This is a genomic window from Microbacterium sp. (genome assembly GCF_036277215.1).
Classification (GTDB): Bacteria; Actinomycetota; Actinomycetes; order Actinomycetales; family Microbacteriaceae; genus Microbacterium.
In genome coordinates, this window is record NZ_DASUNI010000154.1 from 1 (window position 1) to 18,656 (window position 18,656).

The window sequence follows — 18,656 nt, forward strand, 5'->3', positions numbered from 1 at the left end:
GACCTTGACGCACAGCGACGACTTCGCGGTCGCCTTCGCGGGCCTGCTGGGCAACCCGGCCGCGATCGGCGAGGCGTTCACGATCACGGGCACGCACGCGCCGACGTGGAACCAGATCTACGGCTGGCTGGCGGATGCCGCCGGCGTGCCCGAACCCGATTTCGTGCATGTCGCGTCCGAGGCGATCGCCGCATTCTCGCCTGAGCTGGGTCCCGGCCTGCTGGGCGACAAGTCCCATTCGGTCACGTTCGACGTGAGCAAGGTTGCGGCACTCGTCCCCGAGTTCCGCACCACGATCACCTTCGACGAAGGTGCGCGCCGCATCGTCGAGCATTTCGACGCGCACCCTGCCGACCAGAAGGTCGACGCGAGCCGAGACGCCCTGTTCGACCGGCTCGCCGCCTACGCGCGCTCCGCCGGCTGATCGCGCAGGGTCAGCGCACCTCGCGCACCGTGCCTTTGTGCAGGCGCAGGCGCCGGCGGGCGCGTGACGCGACCGCGGAATCGTGCGTGACGATGATGAGCGTGAGCCCTTCGGCGTCCAACGTCTCCAGCACGGCCAGGATCTCGTCGCGCATGCGCTCGTCGGCATCCCAGAGCGACCAGCGAAACGGATATGCGCAGGCGGTCGAGATCTCACAGCGAGCGCATAGCTCGCTCCATAGGAAGCACATAGGAACTGGCGCACAATGGGGCCATGACCGCTACCGCTCCCGCCCCCTCGCTCCGTCGCCCGGACGGCTCTGCCCTCCGGGTTCTCGTCGTCGACGACGAGCAGATGCTCACCGACCTCCTGTCGATGGCGCTGCGCATGGAAGGGTGGGAGGTGCGCACCGCCGGGTCGGGATTCCATGCTCTTCAGGCCGCGCGCGACTTCGAGCCCGACGCCGTCGTCCTGGACATCATGATGCCGGACCTCGACGGCATGGCCGTGCTGCAGCGCCTGCGTCACTCGGGCAACGACGTGCCCGTGCTCTTCCTGACTGCGAAGGATGCCGTCGGCGACCGCGTTGCGGGTCTGACCGCCGGCGGCGATGACTACGTGACGAAGCCGTTCAGCCTCGAGGAGGTCGTCGCGCGACTTCGCGGCCTCATGCGGCGAGCCGGGACCGCCCAGTCGGCGGACGCCGAGCCGATCCTGCGGGTCGGCGACCTGTCGCTGAATGAGGACAGCCACGAGGTCGAGCGCGGCGGCGATCAGTTCGAGCTGACGGCCACCGAGTTCGAACTACTGCGATTCCTCATGCGCAATCAGCGCCGCGTGGTGTCCAAGGCGCAGATCCTCGATCGCGTCTGGAATTACGATTTCGGCGGTCGCTCCAGCGTCGTCGAGCTGTACATCTCGTACCTGCGCAAGAAGATCGACTCCGGCCGCGAGCCGCTCATCCACACCGTCCGCGGCGTCGGCTACATGATCAAGGCGCCGCAGTGACCGCAGCTCCCCCCACCGGCACCGCCGCGGACATCGATCCGAGCGCGGACGCGGCACCTGAGGCGCCTGCACCGGAGCCCGCTCCTCCCCGACGCCGGTTCCGGCATCGCTGGAGTCTGCAGACCCGCCTGATGGCGACGGTCATCGGGATCGTGTCGCTCATCCTCATCATCGTCGCGATCGCCACGAGTGCAGCTCTCGGCAGGGTGCTGGAGCAGAATCTCGACAACCGACTGGAGGACGCCGCAGGCCAGGCGGGCCGCGCGCTGCAGATGGGCCAGTTCCCGAACCCCTCGCGAGACGCGTTCGATGTGCTCAGCGAAGGACCTCAGGAACCGGGCTTCCTCTTCATCGCGCAGTCCGTGAACGGCGCCGTCTCCGGCGCCTACATCGACGCGGAGGGCGAGGTCGTCCGGCTCACCGACGCTCAGATCACCGAGGTCGGCGACGCCGTACGGAAGGGGGCGTTCAGCACCGTGTCGCTGGGGGACGGCGTCGGCGACTACCGGATCCGACTCGTGCAGGGCGACACCTTCGTGGGGATCGCGGGGCTTCCCGTGTCCGAGGTGCGCAGCACTATCGGTGCGACGCTGACCACGATCGCCCTCGTCACCGCCGGTGGCCTGCTGCTGCTGGCCGCCGCGATCGCGTTCGTGATCCGTGCCGGACTCAAGCCGCTGCGCGCCGTCGCCGACACCGCGACCCGAGTCGCATCGATCCCCCTCGCCGAGGGCGCGGTCTCCATCACCGAGCGCGTGCCCGACGACGAGACCGACGAGCGCACCGAGATCGGACGCGTCGGCCACGCGCTGAACACCCTGCTCGATCACGTCGGCGAGTCCCTGGATGCCCGGCAGCGCAACGAAGAGCGGATGCGGCGATTCGTCGCTGACGCCAGCCACGAGCTTCGCACCCCGCTGGCCTCGATCCGCGGGTACTCCGAGCTGTCGCTGCGCGCCCTGCAACAGGCTCAGGGACCCGGGATCGTCGAGACCACGGAGTCGTCGCTCGAGCGCATCCAGGCGCAGTCGATCCGTATGACCGGGCTCGTGGAGGACCTTCTGCTGCTCGCGCGTCTGGATGAGGGACGGGAGTTGGTGTACGGGACCGTCGATCTCTCGCGCCTCGCGATCGAGGCGATCGCCGATGCGCGGCCGGCCGGACCCGACCACGACTGGGAGCTCGACCTCGACGAGGAGCCCGTCGTCGTCGCGGGCGACGCGGCCCGGCTGCACCAGGTCGTCGGCAACCTGCTCGCCAACGCCCGCACCCACACGCCGCCCGGTACGCACGTGACGCTCAGCGCCGCTCGCGAGGACGGCGACGCCGTGCTCCGCGTGAGCGACGACGGACCCGGTGTCGATCCGGCCGTGGCGGACGAGCTGTTCGAGCGCTTCTCGCGAGCGGACCGGTCCCGTGCGCGCAAGACCGGCGGCACCGGCCTCGGACTGTCGATCGCGCAGGCGATCGTGACCGCCCACGGCGGAACCCTGTCTGTGCGCAGCGAGCCGGGAGACACGACTTTCGAAGTGCGCCTGCCCGCTGCGCCGGCTGGGCCGGAGGCCTGAGGCCTGAGGTCTGAGGCCTGAGGCCTGAGGCCTGAGGCCTGAGGCTCAGTATCCGCTGAACGCGTCTGTGGTGATCGAGCGCGCGCGTTCCAGCGCGGGAGCCAGATCGGCGATGAGCGCCGCCGGCCCGGAGATGTACGCGTGCCGGGCGGCGATGTCGGGCACCACCTGCAGCAGGCCCTCGGCGTCCAGGCGAACGCCGCGCGCCCACAGCCAGTGCCGCGGCAGGTCCGGCGGCCGGTCCCGCGTGAAGACGACGACCGGCACGCCTGAGGCCTCCAGCTCGTCGCGGAACGCCAACTCCGAGGCCTCCGAGGCCACGTACACCAGGACGATGTCGCGCTCCTCGCCGGCAAGTCGCATATGCCTCAGCTGCGACACGAACGGCGTGATGCCGATCCCGGCCGCGACCATCAGAACCGGGTTCACCGGCTTCTTCGGCAGTAGGAAGTCCCCCCACACACCCGTGACGGCGAGCGCATCGCCCGCGGACACCTGAGCCAGCGCCTTCTTGTAGGAGCTGTGCGTCTTGGTCGCGGGGTTTTCGCGGAACGCGACCTTGAGCGTGGGCAGGTCCTCGGGCGCGGATGCGATGCTGAACTCGCGACGCGTCCCGCGGGCATCGGGATGCCGGTGCGGCACATCCAGCTCGAGGTACTGCCCGGGTGTGAACGCCACCCGACGGCGCGCACGGAACGTCAGCTCCTTCACCGTCGGGGTCAGATCGGCGCGCGACTCCAGGGTCAGACCGACCGCAGCGCGCACCGAGAAGGCGAACGCGAAGGCCAGGAGGTTCCCGATCAGCAGTGCTCTCTCCTGACCGAGGCTGATCACGCCGAGGTCGATGGGCCAGCCGACCAGGACGCCCACGACGATCGCCACGGTGAACTGCTGCCAGCGTCGAGGCGGCATCGTCAGCGGTTCGGAGAGCATGAAGGCCCCGAGGAAAAGGATGGGAGAGGACAGCAGTACCGGCCACACCACGTCGCCGACCTCCACCGCGAGCCCCGCGGCCTGGTACTGCGCCGATGTTCGCAGCACCCCGACGGCGACGGCGGTCACCACGAACACCGCGATGACCCGCACCTTCTCGGTGCGGATGAGGACGGCGAGCCCCAGCACGATCACCGGCCCGGCCAGAACCGGGCTGCCGACCCACCACGCCGATGCGCCCAGAGCGGGAGCGGCGAGGCTGACGAGCGTCAAGACGGTGGCTCCCACCGCGGCGGGGTTGAAAACGTGACGGCCGCGCCACGCGAGCACGTACTTCGACAGGGATGCCGCGGCACCGGCGAGCGCGATCCCGACGAGCCCCAGCGGCTCGAGCGTGGGGCGCAGGACGAACAGCAGGATGCCCGCCGTGATCAGCGAGGACTCCAGCCGCCACGGCAGCCGGAGGATGCGCTGAGCCGCAGCATCCGTCCCCGCGCACACCACCACGAGCACCGCCGCGCTGACGAGCAGATCCCAGGGACCGGGGACGACGAGCCCGAAGAACGACAGGACGAAGGCGACGAGCGCGAGAGTCGCGAGCGAAAGGAGGACCAGGCGATACATGGACACTCGGCCGAGCACCGCGAAGACGCGGTTCCAGAGCGAGGTGAAGGTTCCGATCACACGAACAACTCTGCCGTACTCCCGGGCGACCACTCGACGCGGCCGTCGGTCGTCATCCGAACCCACTCCACGCCCCAGTCGTGCGCGAGCTCCGGCCCGCCGTCGAAGAACAGCGCGGTGGCGATCGCGTCGGCATGCATGGCGTCCGCTCCGATCGCCCACGTCGCCGCCATGGTGCGGACGGGTTCGCCGGTGCGCGCATCGAGCACGTGGTGCAGCCCGTCCCCCCACGCGCGCCGGTTCGTGGCCGACGCGCAGAGCGCGGCATCCGTCACCTCGACGACGCCGATCGCGCGCCGTGCGTCGTACGGATGCTCGAGCGCAATGCGCTGAGCGCCGCCTCGGACCGCCAGATCGCCGCTCGCGTCGACGACGAGGTCACCGTCGGTGTCCGCCGCGACCACGGCGAGCACGCGGTCGACGAGGCGGCCCTTGCCCAGCGCGCCGACGTCGATCACGGCCGGCTCGGTGAGCGTCAGGCTGCCGTCGGCCCAGCGCAGGCGTTCCTGCCAGGCCCGGGGTGCGGGGACGGCGCCGTGATCGACGAACGTGTACGACGCGTCGTAGCCGCGGGCTTCCAGCGAAGCCCCGACGAGCGGACTGACCGCTCCCCGCGTCGCGTGGTCGAGAGCGACGAAGGCGTTGAGCATGTCTGCCGCGTCCGACGGCGACGGCACCGTGCCGGCACCTCCTGCCAGCGCCGCGACCAGCGAGTCCGGCCGGAACCGGGACCACTCGCGGTCGAACGCGTCGATCGCCTTCGCGACCGCCGCCCGGGTGGCATCCGCCACCGGCGCGGTCGTCTCGATCTGCCAGACCGTGCCGATGGCGTCGAAGCGCCACAGGGACGATGCGGGCGCGTCGGTCGGGGCAGCCATCGACGTCTCGCTAGGCGGTCGCTTCGGACTTGATCGTCTCGATCGCCTCGTTGAATCCGCCGCTCGTGAGCGAAGACCCGGCGACCCGGCTCACCGAGAGCGTGTCGATGTCCTGTCCGACGACCACATCGGCGATACCGCCGATGAACTCGCCCTGGTAACGCTCGGACTCGCTTTTCTGCGGGTTCCCGACGACCTCCACGCCCGTCACGATGTCGTCCTCCAGCGTGACGGTGACGCTGATCGTCTCGACCGACTCGGGTGTCGCGTAGGAGCCCTCGGCGGTGTAGGTTCCGTCGACGTAGGTGCTGTCCGAGGCCGGAGCGGCGGACGACTCGGTCGCGGTCGAGTCCGGTGTGGTCGTGGCGCTGGGCTCGGGGGCGGTGGTGACGTCCGTCTCGGTCGCGGTTTCGGCGGCGGTATCGGATGCCGCGCATCCGGCCAGGGCGAGGGCCCCGGCCACGCCCACGGCGGCTGCCCCGATGCGGAGGGGGCGGGGTACTGCGGCGGTGCGGATCATGATGGTCCTCCTTCTGCGGTGCCTCGCTGCGAGGTCTGCCTCCACGCTAAACGCCGTGTCCCGGCAACTCGCCGGTGTCGACTATGAAGAACCTATGAACCGAACGGGCCTGCAGGCTACGCGGCGCCGTCGAACATGCTCGTGACCGACCCGTCCTCGAAGACCTCGTGGATCGCGCGGGCGAGCAGCGGCGCGATGGGCAGGATCGTGAGCGATGCGAATCGCTTGCTCTTCGGGATGGGGACGGTGTCGGTCACCACGACCTCGTCGATGGCGTCGGACTGCAGGCGCTGCGGGGCAGGGTCGCTGAAGATCGCGTGCGTCGCTGCCACGATGACCCGCTCGGCGCCGTTGTTCTTCAGCGCCTCCGCGGCCTTGACGATCGTGCCGCCCGTGTCGATCATGTCGTCGACGAGCAGGCATACGCGACCGTCGACCTGACCGACGATCTCATTGACCGTGACCTGGTTCGCGACATTCGGGTCGCGGCGCTTGTGGATGATCGCCAGCGGCGCCCCGAGGCTGTCAGACCAGGTGTCGGCCACGCGGACGCGGCCGGTGTCGGGCGAGACGACGGTGAGCTTCGCACGGTCGTCGGAGCTGAGCGTCCGTTCGAAGTACTCGAGAAGCACCGGCTTCGCGAACAGGTGATCCACGGGCCCGTCGAAGAACCCCTGGATCTGGGCCGCGTGCAGATCCACGCTCATGACGCGGTCCGCGCCTGCGGTCTTCAGCAGGTCCGCGACCAGTCGGGCGCTGATGGGCTCGCGTCCGCGGCTCTTCTTGTCCTGCCGGGAGTACGGATAGTACGGCGCGACGACGGTGATGCGCTTGGCGGACGCCCGCTTCGCGGCATCCAGCATGATCAGCGTCTCCATCAGCCACTCGTTGACGGGCGGCCCGAAGCTCTGAATCAGGAAGAAGTCGCAGCCGCGGATCGAAACCTCGAAGCGCGTGAGGATCTCACCCGAGGCGAACGTGCGGTACTCGGTGGGCACCAGTTCGGTGCCGATGGCGGAGGCGACGTCTGCCGAGAGGGCCGGGTGAGATCGTCCGCCGGCGACGACGAGCCGCTTCTTGGTCTTGGCGACAAGTCCGGGGGCGATGTCGTTCTCGCGGTCGAGATCAACCGTCTTCCTCTTGCGCGCCATCGTCCGCCTTCTGTGCGGACCGAGCTTTCGCCGCGACCTCTGCCGCGCCGGTCCCCGGTCTGTTCGTCTCGACCCAACCCTCGACGTTGCGTTGAGGGGCCACGCTGAGCGCCAGTGCACCGGCGGGCACATCCTTGCGGATCACCGCCCCGGCCCCGGTCTTCGCGCCTGCTCCGATCCTAACGGGCGCCACGAAGACGTTGTGCGAGCCGGTGTGGACCTCGTCGCCGATCTCGGTGCGGTGCTTGGCGATGTCGTCGTAGTTGGCGGTGATGGCGCCGGCTCCGAGGTTGACACCCGTCCCGATGGTGGTGTCGCCGATGTAGGACAGGTGCGGCACCTTGCTGCGGTCGCCGATCGTCGAGTTCTTCGTCTCGACGAAGGTCCCGATCTTCCCGCGGGTTCCGAGGATGGTATTCGGCCGCAGGTAGGCGAACGGCCCGACGGTGGCGCCGGCACCGATCACGGCGAGGGTCGCGTCGGTGCGAGTGACCGTCGCGTTCTCGCCGACCTCGCAGTCCACGAGGCTCGTGTCGGGCCCCACCGTGGCGCCCTCCGCGATGCTGGTCGAGCGCAGGATGTGCGTGTTCGGAAGGACCGTCACATCCGGCGCGAGCGTGGCGGTCACGTCGATCCAGGTGGTCGCCGGGTCGAGGATCATCGCGCCCTCCAGCTGCCAGCGGCGCACCGTCCGGGCGTTGAGCAGCCGCGCGGCCTCGGACAGCTGGACGCGGTCGTTCACGCCGAGTGCCGCCGTGGCGTCCGTCGCCTGCGACACCCCGACCGCGAGGCGCGAATCGCGCAGCAGCGCCACCACGTCGGTGAGGTACCGCTCCCCCTGGGCGTTCGCGGTGCCCACCAGCGAGATGTGGGCGCGCAACGGCGCCGCCTGGAAGACGTAGACCCCGGCGTTGATCTCGGTGATCGATGCCTCGTCGTCGGTGGCATCCTTCTGCTCCACGATCCGCTGGACGCCGCCGGCGGAATCGCGGATGACGCGACCGTATCCGGTGGCGTCGTCCACGACGGCGCTCAGGACGGTCGCGGCCGCCCCGCTCTCGCGGTGCCGGCGGATGAGGCGCGACAGCGTGTCTCCGTCCAGGAGCGGGACATCGCCACTGAGCACCAGCACGTCACCGGTGAAGTCGGGAACCTGTGCGAGCGCGATCTCGACGGCACGCCCGGTGCCCGGCACCTCGTCCTGGTCGACGACGACGATCTCCGGCGCGATGTCCAGGACGACGTCGGCGACCATGTCGCGTTCGTGCCGGACGACGACCAGAACGCTCTGCGGGCTCAGCGCGCGCGCCGTGTCGAGCACGTGGCCCAGCAGCGGTCGGCCGCCGATCCGGTGCAGCACCTTCGGGAGCGTCGACTTCATGCGCGTCCCCTGGCCCGCGGCGAGGATGACGACAGCCAACTGGGTTTCGGTGATGTTCTCAGACATGCTCCGCCGCCAGGATTCGAACCTAGACCTAACAGCTCCAAAGGCTGTCGTGCTGCCATTACACCACGGCGGACCGCGGCCTCCGCCTGCCGGCCGCCCGTCAAGTCTGCCAGACGGCTGCCCGCGCCCCGCTGCCCTTCGACCGCTGTGCCGAGCGTTCGCGGGCGTGGATGGTGAACGGCCGCAACGCGCCGCTCGCGCCGGGTTTCGACGCGGCACTTCGCGTCCGATCGGCGGAGGCGCGAGCAGCTGCCGCCCGCCCGCGATAATGGGCCCATGGCGCAGGAGACGGACGAGGTCGACCGGATCGTCGAGGCGTGGATCGCGCAGCGACCCGACCTCGACTTCTCGCCCCTCGAGGTGCTCTCCCGCGTGGACCGACTCTCGCGCCACCTGGACCGCGCGCGACGCGACGCGTTCCGGCGCAGCGACCTGGAGCCCTGGGAGTGGGACGTCCTGTCCGCCCTGCGCCGCGCCGGGGAGCCGTTCCAGCTCAGTCCCAAGGCGCTGCTGCAGCAGACGCTCGTCTCGAGCGGAACCATGACCAACCGGATCGACCGGCTGGTCAGCCGCCGGCTCGTGCGACGCGAGGCCGACCCGGACGACGGGCGCAGCATCCTGGTCACCTTGACCGGCGATGGACGCACACGAGTCGATGCGGCCATCACCCGCCTCGTGGATGCCGAAGCACTGCTGCTGGACACGCTGTCACGCTCGGATCGGGAGCGGCTGGCGGGACTGTTGCGCAAGCTCAGCCTGGGCTTCGACGCCTGACAGCGGGCTCGGATCCGCCTCGGCGTAGAATTCCGTGTGCCCTCCGACGATCCCCGTCCCCTGATCCCGAGCGGCATCGACCCGTTCGAGCTCGAGATCACCCTCAAGGTTCTGGCTCAGATGGAAGCCGTGGACCCGACGCATCCCGATTATGCGACCGTGCGTCGAGCGACCGCGAAGATGTTCAAGTCGGCCAAGAGGGAGCGGCGGCTCGAGAAGAGGGCGAGCATCGCCGAAGCCGATCGTTCGGTGGTCGCGGCGACGGCGACCGGAGCACCCGACCGCATCGACGACGAGACGCGCGGCATCCCGCTCGGAACGCGCGCGAGCGCGGCGACCGCAGGCACGCTGATCAAGGCCCGGCCGTGCTACATCTGCAAGCAGTCCTACACGCAGGTCGACGCGTTCTACCACCAGCTCTGCCCTGCGTGCGCCGCGATGAGCCACGCCAAGCGCGAGGCGCGCACCGACCTGACCGGGCGCCGCGCGCTGCTGACGGGCGGTCGCGCCAAGATCGGCATGTACATCGCGCTGCGGCTGCTGCGCGACGGCGCGCACACGACGATCACCACCCGCTTCCCGCGCGACGCCGTACGCCGCTTCACCGGCCTTCCCGATTCACCCGAGTGGATGAACCGGCTCCGCGTCGTCGGAATCGACCTGCGCGACCCCGCTCAGGTGATCGGTCTGGCCGAATCGGTGGCCGCCCAGGGTCCCCTGGACATCCTGATCAACAACGCCACTCAGACGGTGCGCCGCTCGCCCGGCGCGTACCAGCCCCTCGTCGACGCTGAGCTGGCGCCGCTGCCGGACGGGCCGCTCCCCGAGCTGGTCACGTTCGGTCACACGAACGACGCCCACCCGCTCGCGCTCGCGCAGTCGGTGAGCGCGCATCCGATTCTGGCCGCGGCGGCGTCACGCGCAGAGGAGCTGACGGAGCAGGCGATGGCAGCCGGGTCGAGCTCGCTCGATCGACTCGCGGCAGGCACGGCGATCGACGCCGGCGGCCTGCTCCCCGACCTGCACGACTCGAACTCGTGGACGCAGCACGTCCAGCAGGTCGATCCGCTCGAGATGCTGGAGGTCCAGCTCGCGAACACGACCGCGCCCTTCCTGCTGGTGTCGCACCTGCGGCCGTCGCTGGCCGCGAGTGCGGCGCGCCGGACCTACGTGGTGAACGTCAGCGCGATGGAAGGCGTCTTCGGTCGCGGCTACAAGGGTCCCGGCCACCCGCACACGAACATGGCGAAGGCGGCCGTGAACATGCTCACCCGTACGAGCGCGCGGGAGATGTACGAGACGGACGGCATCCTCATGACCAGCGTCGACACCGGGTGGATCACGGATGAGCGACCTCACCCCACGAAGGTGCGGCTGGCCGAGGAGGGCTTCCATGCTCCGCTCGACCTCGTCGACGGGGCGGCGCGGGTCTACGATCCGATCGTCCGCGGCGAGGCGGGCGAAGACGTGTTCGGGGTGTTCCTGAAGGACTACTCGGTCGGCAGCTGGTGACACCGGACGAGTTCCTGCGCAGCATCCCGATCGGCACCCGCGTCGTGGTGAGGTACCGGCTCGACGACGGTCGGGCGACGGACGCGCTGGGCCACCTCCGCGCGCGGGATGCCGAGCATGTCGTCGTGGAGACCAAGCGCGGGCCGGATTCGGTGGCGCTTTCGACGGTGATCGCCGCGAAGGAAGTCCCGCCCCCTCCGCCGCCGCGCGTCGCTCGGTGAGGCTGCGCTCTGGCGCTCTGGTGCCGAACCCATCCTTTCGGCGCGAGTCCACACGCTACCCGGCACCGGAACGCATGGGTTCGCAGGGAAGGCGCGGGTTCGGGACTCGCGGAGCCGCGCTTAGGCTTGACGGATGGCCCACCTCCTCGGCGGAGAGCATCTGCACGTCGAGTTCCCCGCGAAAGTCGTGCTCGATGACGTGACCGTCGGCGTCGACGGCGGCGATCGCATCGGCATCGTCGGCCGCAACGGCGACGGCAAGTCGACGCTGATGAAGGTGCTGACCGGCCGCCTCGATCCCGACTCCGGACGCGTCACCTCCCGCGGCGGAGTCCGCGTGGGGATGCTGGCCCAGGACGACGATCTGCCCGACGACGAGACGGTGCGCCACGCGATCGTGGGCGACCGCCCCGAGCACGAGTGGCTCGGGGATGCGCGCGTGCGCGACGTGCTCGACGGGCTGCTGCGGGACGTGCCGCTCGACACCGTCGTCTCATCCCTGTCGGGCGGGCAGCGCCGCCGGGTGGGCCTGGCCCGCCTGCTCGTCGGCGAATGGGACGTGGTCGCGCTCGACGAGCCCACGAACCACCTCGATGTAGAGGGCATCGCCTGGCTCGCGGCACACCTCGCCGACCGGTGGGCCCGCAACGCCGGCGGCCTGCTGCTCGTCACGCACGATCGCTGGTTCCTGGATGCCGTGTGCACACGCATGTGGGAGGTGCACGACGGCACGGTCGACCCGTTCGAGGGCGGTTACGCGGCCTACGTCCTGCAGCGCGTCGAGCGTCAGAGGCAGTCGAACCTCGCCGAGACCAAGCGCCGCAACATCCTGCGCAAAGAGCTCGCCTGGCTGCGCCGCGGCGCTCCGGCGCGCACTTCGAAGCCGAAGTTCCGCATCGACGCGGCGACCCAGCTCATCGAAGACGAGCCGCCTCCCCGAGACAACGTGGAGCTCGCCAAGCTCGCTACCGCCCGCCTGGGCAAAGACGTCGTCGACCTGCTCGATGCGGGCGTCGACTACGGTGCCGGCCCGATCCTCGAAGACGTCGAATGGCGTATCGCGCCGGGCGAGCGCACCGGCATCCTCGGACCCAACGGAGTGGGCAAGTCGACGCTGCTCGGCCTGGTGTCGGGCACTGTGCAGCCGACGTCGGGGCGCGTGAAGCGCGGGAAGACGGTGCAGGTCGCCGTGCTGAGCCAGCGCCTCACCGAGCTCGACCAGTACGCGGACGAGCGCGTGCGCGATGTGCTCGCGCTGCAGAAGACCTCGTACGTCACGGGCGGCAAGGAGCTCACCCCCACTCAGCTGCTCGAGCGTCTCGGTTTCCGGTCGTCGGAGCTGTCGACCCCGGTCCGCGACCTGTCGGGCGGGCAGAAGCGGCGGCTGCAGCTGCTGCTCGTGCTGCTCGGCGAGCCGAATGTGCTCATCCTCGACGAGCCGTCCAACGACCTCGACACCGACATGCTCGCGGCTCTCGAAGACCTGCTGGACTCGTGGCCGGGCACGCTGCTCGTGGTCTCGCACGACCGCTACCTTCTCGAGCGCGTCACCGACCAGCAGTATGCGATCGAGAATCGGGCGCTGCGGCATCTTCCCGGCGGCGTCGACGAATACCTGCGTCGGCGTGCGGCGGCTCGCGATGCGCCGGTGATCGCTGCGGCGGCTTCTACGCCTCTCGCCGACGGACTGACCGGGGCCGACCGGCGCACAGCCGAGAAGGAGCTGAGCGCGATCGACCGGCAGCTGGCGAAGCTCGGGCAGCGCATCAAAGCCGCCCACGACGACCTCGCGACGCACGACCAGTCCGACTACGTCGGGATCGGCAAGCTCAACGCCGAGCTGCAGACCCTCGAGAAGGATGTCGCGTCGCTCGAGGAGCGCTGGTTCGAGGTCGGCGAGTCGCTCGGGCACTGACCCGCGCATCTCCCCCTGGCCTCCGACTCTCCCCGTCCGCGAGGCTGCAACGGGACGGCGAGACAGCGGGTGAGCCCCGCAGTCTCGACGCGCGGTTGCAGTCTCGCGGTCGGGAAAGGGCATCAGGGGAGGAAGCCGGCGGCGCGGAAGGCCCGCGCGTAGATCTCGCGGATCACGGGCTGCTTTCGGGCGTTGTACTGCATGGCGTGCTCGCCGGCGATGTTGGCGGCATCCGATGCCTGCAGCTTCGCGTCGCGGTAGCGGTCACGATCATCCGGATGCCGGCGCAGCCAGTCGCGGAACAGCACATGCCGTGCTGCCTCCGGGTTGTCCGGCGAGAACACGTGCAGATTGCAGCGCGGATCAGCGAGGACCAGACAGCGGTGCTCGTACCACCAGGGTTCCCGGATGGTGAGGGTGAACCCGGCGGCTTCGAGCTGCGCAAGATACGCGCGCTCGTCGGCGGAATCGGCGACGATCAGGTCGATGTCGATCACGGGCTTGGCCGGCAGGTCCGGAACCGACGTCGAGCCGACGTGCGTGATGCTCAGCGCCGCGTCGCCGAGCGCCGCCCGAACGCGCCGCTCCAGCTCGCCGAACACCTGCGGCCAACCCGGATCCGCATCCACGATGGCGATCTCCCGCGACGGCGCCGCGCCCGGGACCCACGGGCTCTCGCCCGGCGGGCTGGGCGCGTCGTCGAAGCGGACGATGTCCTCAGCGCGCGGCATCCCCCGATGGTACGACCCGCAACGACCGCGAGACTGCAACGGGTGATCGAGACTGCGGGTGGACCCCGCAGTCTCGACGTGCCATTGCAGTCTCGCGGCCAGGTAGGCGGGCCGGTGCGGCCCGACCAGCCGGCTTAGAGCAGGTCGTTCTCCTCGAGCCACGCCTTCGCGATGTCGGGCGTCGACTCCTGGTCCTCGGTGCTCTGCACGTTGAGGGCCACGAGACCCTCCGGGGTGAGCGCTGCGCTTACCGCGTTGATGATCTCGGCGGCACCGTCGGGCAGCTCGCCGCTGACGACGGGGACGACGTTCGACGCCAGGAAGAGCCCCTCGGGGTCTTCGAGCACGACGAGGTCCTTCGTCTGGATGCGCGGGTCGGCGGTGTAGACGTTCGCGACCTGGATCTCGTTCGCCACGAGGGCGTCTACCGTGGTGTCGGCGGTGTCGTCGAAGCCGACGGTCACGCCGTAGACCTCGAGCAGGCCGGTGGGGCCGTACGGACGCTCCGCGAGCTCGGCGTTGCCGCCGAGCGTGAGGGGCGTGGTCACCTTGGCGAGGTCGCCGATCTCGACGAGGGAGTTCTCGTCGGCGAACGCGGCGGTCACCGTGTACGAGTCCTGGTCGGTGGCCGTGGACTGGTCGAGGACGCTGAGGCCCTCGGGCAGCGCATCCGGCAGCGCCGCGTAGACATCCTCGGAGGTGCGCGCGGGGGTCTCCGGGTCGAAGAACTGGAGCAGATTGCCCGTGTACTCCGGAAACAGCGTGATCTCGCCCGCCTCGAGCGCCGGGATGTACGCGTCGCGCTGGCCGGCGTTGAAGGCGTCGCGCGAGACCTCGAAGCCGCCGCTCTCCAGCGCCTGGGCGTAGATCTCGGCGATGATCTCGTTCGAGTAGTACGCCTGCGAGCCGATGACGATGGTCTCGCCGTCGGCAGCGGGCGCGTCGGTGTCGGCTGCCAGCGGGTCGCCGGACGCGCAGCCGGCGGCGACGAGCGCGACACCGGTCAGGACGGCCGCGCCGAGCGCGAGCCGGGTCTTCCTTGCTGTGAACATGGGATTTCTCTTCCTCTGGGTTGGGATATCGAGTGTCATGCGCGAGCGGTGGCCGCCGTGCGAGCGGCCGCCGATCTCTTCGGAGAGGGGCGATGTTCGGATTGCGCGACGCGGACGCCGTGAGGGACCGACGCGCGCTGCAGCAGGGCGAAGACGCCGTCCAGGACGAGCGCCAGCGCCGCGACCAGGATCGCTCCGCCCAGGACGATGTCGAAGCGGCGGAGCGGAATGCCGGCGAGGATGTATTGACCCAGGCCGCCGAGATTCACGTACGCAGCGATCGTCACAGTCGCCACCACCTGGAGGGTGGCCGAGCGGATGCCGGCGACGAGCAGCGACAGCCCGAGCGGAACCTCGACGCGCCACAGGATCTGCCATTCGGTCATGCCCATCGACCGGGCGGCGTCGATGACCTTGCGATCGATCGCCTCGAAGCCGGTGTAGGCGCCGGCGAGGATCGACGGGATCGCCAGCAGCACGAAGGTGATCAGCGCAGCCTCGAACGTGCGCAGCACGCCGAAGAGCAGCACCAGCAGGATCAGCAGGCCGAAAGACGGAATCGCCCGCGCTGCGCCCGAGACCGCCACCGCGAAGTCGCGTCCCTTGCCGGTGTGCCCGATCAGCCAGCCGACCGGCACGGCGATGAGCGCCGCGACCAGCACGGCGGAGAACGTGTAGAGCAGGTGCTCGAAGAGCGCCACCGGAATCGGCGCCAGCCGGCCGGTGTCACCGGAGAAGATCCAGGCGATCGCCTGGCCGATGAGGTTCATGCGACGCGCACCTCCAACGGAAGCTCGGCGCGCCGCACGCGGCGTCGCTGAGCCCGCGTCCACGGCATGAGCACGCGGCCGGCGGCGATCAGCAGACCGTCGATCACGAGGGCGATGAGCAGCACGGCCACGATCCCCGCGAGAACCTCGGGGATGATGCGGCGCTGCGAGCCGTTGGTGAACAGATAGCCCAGGTTGGTCACGCCGATCAGCGCACCGACGGTCGCGAGGGCGATCGTGCTCACGGCGGTGACGCGCAGGCCTGCGAGGATGACGGGCGCGGCCAGCGGGAAGTCGACGGCCCAGAAGCGGCGACCGGCTCCGTAGCCCATCGCCGTGGCGGACAGCCGCACCGACGTGTCGACGGATCCGAGCCCGTCGGCGACCGAGCGCACCATGAGCGCGATCGCGTAGATGGTCAGAGCGAGGATCAGATTGACCTCGCTGAAGATCGGCGTGCCCAGCAGCACGGGCAGGATCGGCAGCAGCGCGAGGGACGGGATCGTGTAGAGCAGACCGGTGACGGTCAGGATGCCGCCGCGTGCCGCGCGATACCTCCAGGCGAGCCATCCGAGCGGAAGTGACAGCACGAAGCCCAGGATGATCGCGATGATCGATTGACGCAGGTGGACGAGCGTGAGCTCCCAGATCAGATCGAGGTTGTTCGCGACCCAGTTCACGGGCTGGTCCTGACGATCGCGCCCTGGGTGCGGCCCTCACTGTCGACGACCACGGTGCCGCGGTCGGTCTCCTTGAGCGAGAGTGCACGCCGACCCCGGTCGGAGCCGATGAAGCTCGCGACGAAATCGTCCGCGGGGTTCTCGATGATGTCGCTCGGGGATCCGACCTGGGCGATCTGCGCGCCCTTCTGCAGGATCACGACCTGGTCGCCGAGGAGGAACGCCTCGTCGATGTCGTGGGTCACGAATACCACCGTCTTGCCCAGCTCGCGCTGCAACCGGATGAGCTCCTGCTGCAGATCGGCGCGGACGATGGGGTCCACCGCCCCGAACGGCTCATCCATGAGCAGGATGTTGGGGTCGGCGGCGAGCCCGCGTGCGACGCCCACGCGCTGCTGCTGACCGCCCGAGAGCTGACTGGGGTAGCGCTTGGCGAGCGATCGATCGAGGCCGACGGTGTCGAGCAGCCCGAGCGCCTGCTCGCGTGCCTGCTTCTTGGGCACTCCGCTGAGCACCGGCACTGTGGCGACGTTGTCGATCACGGTGAAGTGGGGCATGAGCCCGGAGTTCTGCATCACGTAGCCGATGCTGCGACGCAGCTTGACGGCATCCGTTCGCAGGATGCTGTCGCCGTCGATCTCGATGTCGCCGCCTGTCGGCTCGACCATCCGGTTGATCATCCGCAGCAGCGTGGTCTTGCCGCAGCCCGACGACCCCACGAAGACCGTCGTCTTGCGCGACGGGATCACGAGGTTGAAGTCTTCGACGGCGCGGGTGCCGTCGGGGAACTCCTTGGTGACGGAGGTGAATTCGATCATCGCTCGGACCTGCTCTCGGCCGCATCGAATCGGGCGTTCGGCATGAGAGTCCTGCTGGGTCGCACCTGCATGGATTCCTTCCGGGAAGCGCCCGATCGCTCGGGAGGGCGGCGCTTCTCGCCTCGTCACAACAGCCGGGCGCCCCGACCGCATTCGAGCGTAGCGAACCCCTCGGACACGGGATCCGAAAAGTCGCATCATTGCGCCACGTTGCGCCGCGCGCTATCGTGCCGCGGACGTCCGCGGCGACGTAGGGGGTCTACAGGACCCGCGCGCCGTGCACCGGGCCGTGCACGTGCAGTGCCTGGTAGCCCGCGGCCGACAAGACGACCTGCAGCTCGAGCGCCGACTCCGGATCGCTCGCCAGGAACGCCAGGGTCGGACCGGATCCCGACACCAGGCCGACGAGCGCTCCGGCCTGCTCGCCGAGTTCGAGCGCGTCGCGAAGCTGCGGCCGCAGGGACAGCGCAGCCGCCTGCAGGTCGTTGCGCGCACGTTCGGCGAGTGCGATCGGGTCGCCGGCGCGCAGCGCCTGGAGCACTCCGAGGTGCACGGTCGGCACGCGCGCCGCGCGCACGATGTCGGGCGTGGTGCGCAGCGCGTCCAGGTGAGCGTAGACCTCGGGGGTGGACAGCCCGACGTCGGAGGGGACCACGACCCAGTCGAAGCGGCCCTTCGCGAGCGCCGGGCTCAGCTCGTCACCACGGCCGGTCCCGATCGCGGTGCCGCCCATGAGCGCGAAGGGCACATCGGCCCCCAGCCGGGCGGCGAGCTGACTCAGCTGCGACGCTCCGAGGTCCGCGCCCCAGAGCGCGTCGCACGCGACCAGAGCGGCCGCGGCATCCGCTGAACCGCCCCCCATCCCCCCGGCCACCGGAACGTGCTTGACGATGTCGAGGTGCACGCCTCCCGAGTGCCCGATCTTCTGGGCGACGAGGCGGGCCGCGCGCATCGCCAGGTTGCGGTCGTCGGCCGGGACACCGGACACGTCGACCGTCCCCGAGACCGTCACGGAGAAGTCCGCCGCGTGCTCGGCCCAGACATCCTCGTAGAGTGAGACCGCCTGGTAGGCGGACGCCACATCGTGATATCCGTCGTCCTGCACGTCGCCCACCTCGAAGAAGAGGTTCAGCTTGCCGGGCGCCCGCACGTGGATGCGGTCGGCGACGACGGAATGGCTCACAGTTGCGCCGACTCCGCCCAGATGTCCACGTCGATGCCGTCCGAGAGGGTGTCGATCATCTCGAGTTCCTCGGCGGAGAACCCCGGGCCCTCGAGCGCCGCGAGGTTCTCGTCGAGCTGCTCGATGCGCGACGCTCCGATCAGCGCCGACGTCACGACCGGGTCGCGCAGCACCCACTGGATGGCCATCTGCGCCAGGCTCTGCCCGCGTTCCTTCGCGATCACATCGAGTCCCCGAAGGGTCTTCAGTCCGGTCGGCGACAGCGTGGTCTGCGGCAGCGACGAGCGGTTCTGCGCCCGCTCGGCGGTGCCGTCGCCGAGATATTTCGCCGTCAGCAGGCCCTGGGCCAGCGGCGTGAAGGCGATCGCGCCCATGCCCTCCTGCTTC

At 69.8% G+C, this 18,656-nt stretch carries 19 protein-coding genes, 1 tRNA gene and 1 pseudogene; 7 read left to right on the forward strand and 14 right to left on the reverse strand.

Going from position 1 to position 18,656, the window contains the following annotated elements:
* Positions 1 to 424 (forward strand): annotated as a pseudogene (locus tag VFX99_RS07840) (NAD-dependent dehydratase); the annotation flags it as partial.
* A gap of 10 nt (positions 425 to 434) precedes the next feature.
* Here VFX99_RS07840 and VFX99_RS07845 read toward each other — a convergent pair.
* A complete protein-coding gene (locus VFX99_RS07845) occupies positions 435 to 578 on the reverse strand; it encodes a hypothetical protein (protein ID WP_329665740.1) in 144 nt (47 codons plus the stop codon).
* Between the two features lie 119 nt (positions 579 to 697).
* Here VFX99_RS07845 and VFX99_RS07850 point away from each other — a divergent pair, with 119 nt between their 5' ends.
* Both VFX99_RS07850 and VFX99_RS07855 read left to right on the forward strand, forming a co-directional pair.
* Positions 698 to 1,432: a response regulator transcription factor gene (locus VFX99_RS07850; RefSeq protein ID WP_329665741.1), complete on the forward strand. Its 735-nt coding sequence runs from the start codon at positions 698 to 700 to the stop codon at positions 1,430 to 1,432.
* Positions 1,433 to 1,563: 131 nt separating this feature from the next.
* Positions 1,564 to 3,000: a sensor histidine kinase gene (locus tag VFX99_RS07855; RefSeq protein ID WP_414684339.1), complete on the forward strand. Its 1,437-nt coding sequence runs from the start codon at positions 1,564 to 1,566 to the stop codon at positions 2,998 to 3,000.
* Between the two features lie 45 nt (positions 3,001 to 3,045).
* Here the strand turns inward: VFX99_RS07855 and VFX99_RS07860 are convergent, their stop codons facing one another.
* From VFX99_RS07860 to VFX99_RS07885, 6 genes are all read right to left on the reverse strand, one after another.
* A complete protein-coding gene (locus tag VFX99_RS07860) occupies positions 3,046 to 4,557 on the reverse strand; it encodes an FAD-dependent oxidoreductase (protein WP_414684340.1) in 1,512 nt (503 codons plus the stop codon).
* A 56-nt stretch (positions 4,558 to 4,613) separates the two neighbouring features.
* Positions 4,614 to 5,495, reverse strand: coding sequence for an FAD:protein FMN transferase (locus tag VFX99_RS07865; RefSeq protein WP_329665744.1), 882 nt, complete (start codon positions 5,493 to 5,495; stop codon positions 4,614 to 4,616).
* A 10-nt stretch (positions 5,496 to 5,505) separates the two neighbouring features.
* Positions 5,506 to 6,015, reverse strand: a complete 510-nt coding sequence (locus VFX99_RS07870) for a hypothetical protein (RefSeq protein ID WP_329665745.1) — start codon at positions 6,013 to 6,015, stop codon at positions 5,506 to 5,508.
* Between the two features lie 116 nt (positions 6,016 to 6,131).
* Positions 6,132 to 7,166 (reverse strand): ribose-phosphate diphosphokinase, encoded by a 1,035-nt coding sequence (locus VFX99_RS07875; protein WP_329665746.1) that lies wholly within the window; start codon positions 7,164 to 7,166, stop codon positions 6,132 to 6,134.
* A complete protein-coding gene (gene glmU / locus VFX99_RS07880) occupies positions 7,141 to 8,613 on the reverse strand; it encodes a bifunctional UDP-N-acetylglucosamine diphosphorylase/glucosamine-1-phosphate N-acetyltransferase GlmU (protein ID WP_329665747.1) in 1,473 nt (490 codons plus the stop codon). The genes VFX99_RS07875 and glmU overlap by 26 nt, the downstream gene beginning before the upstream one ends.
* A gap of 1 nt (position 8,614) precedes the next feature.
* Positions 8,615 to 8,686: transfer RNA gene (locus tag VFX99_RS07885), tRNA-Gln, on the reverse strand.
* 203 nt (positions 8,687 to 8,889) lie between these two features.
* Between VFX99_RS07885 and VFX99_RS07890 the strand changes: the two genes are divergently transcribed.
* The 4 genes from VFX99_RS07890 (at position 8,890) to VFX99_RS07905 (ending at position 13,035) form a co-directional block, all read left to right on the forward strand.
* Positions 8,890 to 9,387: a MarR family winged helix-turn-helix transcriptional regulator gene (locus VFX99_RS07890; protein WP_329665748.1), complete on the forward strand. Its 498-nt coding sequence runs from the start codon at positions 8,890 to 8,892 to the stop codon at positions 9,385 to 9,387.
* Between the two features lie 36 nt (positions 9,388 to 9,423).
* A complete protein-coding gene (locus tag VFX99_RS07895; protein ID WP_329665749.1) occupies positions 9,424 to 10,899 on the forward strand; it encodes an SDR family NAD(P)-dependent oxidoreductase in 1,476 nt (491 codons plus the stop codon).
* Positions 10,896 to 11,120, forward strand: a complete 225-nt coding sequence (locus tag VFX99_RS07900) for a hypothetical protein (RefSeq protein ID WP_329665750.1) — start codon at positions 10,896 to 10,898, stop codon at positions 11,118 to 11,120. The genes VFX99_RS07895 and VFX99_RS07900 overlap by 4 nt, the downstream gene beginning before the upstream one ends.
* Before the next feature lie 133 nt (positions 11,121 to 11,253).
* Positions 11,254 to 13,035, forward strand: a complete 1,782-nt coding sequence (locus tag VFX99_RS07905) for an ABC-F family ATP-binding cassette domain-containing protein (protein WP_329665751.1) — start codon at positions 11,254 to 11,256, stop codon at positions 13,033 to 13,035.
* Positions 13,036 to 13,157: 122 nt separating this feature from the next.
* Here VFX99_RS07905 and VFX99_RS07910 read toward each other — a convergent pair whose 3' ends face one another.
* The 7 genes from VFX99_RS07910 to VFX99_RS07940 all read right to left on the reverse strand — a co-directional run.
* Positions 13,158 to 13,766: a GrpB family protein gene (locus tag VFX99_RS07910; RefSeq protein ID WP_329665752.1), complete on the reverse strand. Its 609-nt coding sequence runs from the start codon at positions 13,764 to 13,766 to the stop codon at positions 13,158 to 13,160.
* Positions 13,767 to 13,900: 134 nt separating this feature from the next.
* A complete protein-coding gene (locus VFX99_RS07915) occupies positions 13,901 to 14,818 on the reverse strand; it encodes an ABC transporter substrate-binding protein (protein ID WP_329665753.1) in 918 nt (305 codons plus the stop codon).
* Between the two features lie 35 nt (positions 14,819 to 14,853).
* On the reverse strand, positions 14,854 to 15,588 hold the full coding sequence (locus tag VFX99_RS07920) for an ABC transporter permease (protein ID WP_329665754.1): 735 nt from the start codon (positions 15,586 to 15,588) through the stop codon (positions 14,854 to 14,856).
* A complete protein-coding gene (locus tag VFX99_RS07925; RefSeq protein WP_329665755.1) occupies positions 15,585 to 16,268 on the reverse strand; it encodes an ABC transporter permease in 684 nt (227 codons plus the stop codon). Before VFX99_RS07925 ends, VFX99_RS07920 begins: the two co-directional genes overlap by 4 nt.
* On the reverse strand, positions 16,265 to 17,086 hold the full coding sequence (locus VFX99_RS07930) for an ABC transporter ATP-binding protein (RefSeq protein WP_329665756.1): 822 nt from the start codon (positions 17,084 to 17,086) through the stop codon (positions 16,265 to 16,267). The genes VFX99_RS07925 and VFX99_RS07930 overlap by 4 nt, the downstream gene beginning before the upstream one ends.
* 259 nt (positions 17,087 to 17,345) lie before the next feature.
* Positions 17,346 to 18,269 carry a 4-(cytidine 5'-diphospho)-2-C-methyl-D-erythritol kinase gene (locus VFX99_RS07935; RefSeq protein WP_329665757.1) on the reverse strand — a complete coding sequence of 308 codons (924 nt, stop codon included), beginning with the start codon at positions 18,267 to 18,269 and terminating at the stop codon, positions 17,346 to 17,348.
* Positions 18,266 to 18,656: aldo/keto reductase (locus VFX99_RS07940; protein WP_329665758.1), on the reverse strand; the 391-nt coding region annotated here is incomplete at its 5' end. The genes VFX99_RS07940 and VFX99_RS07935, both read right to left, overlap by 4 nt.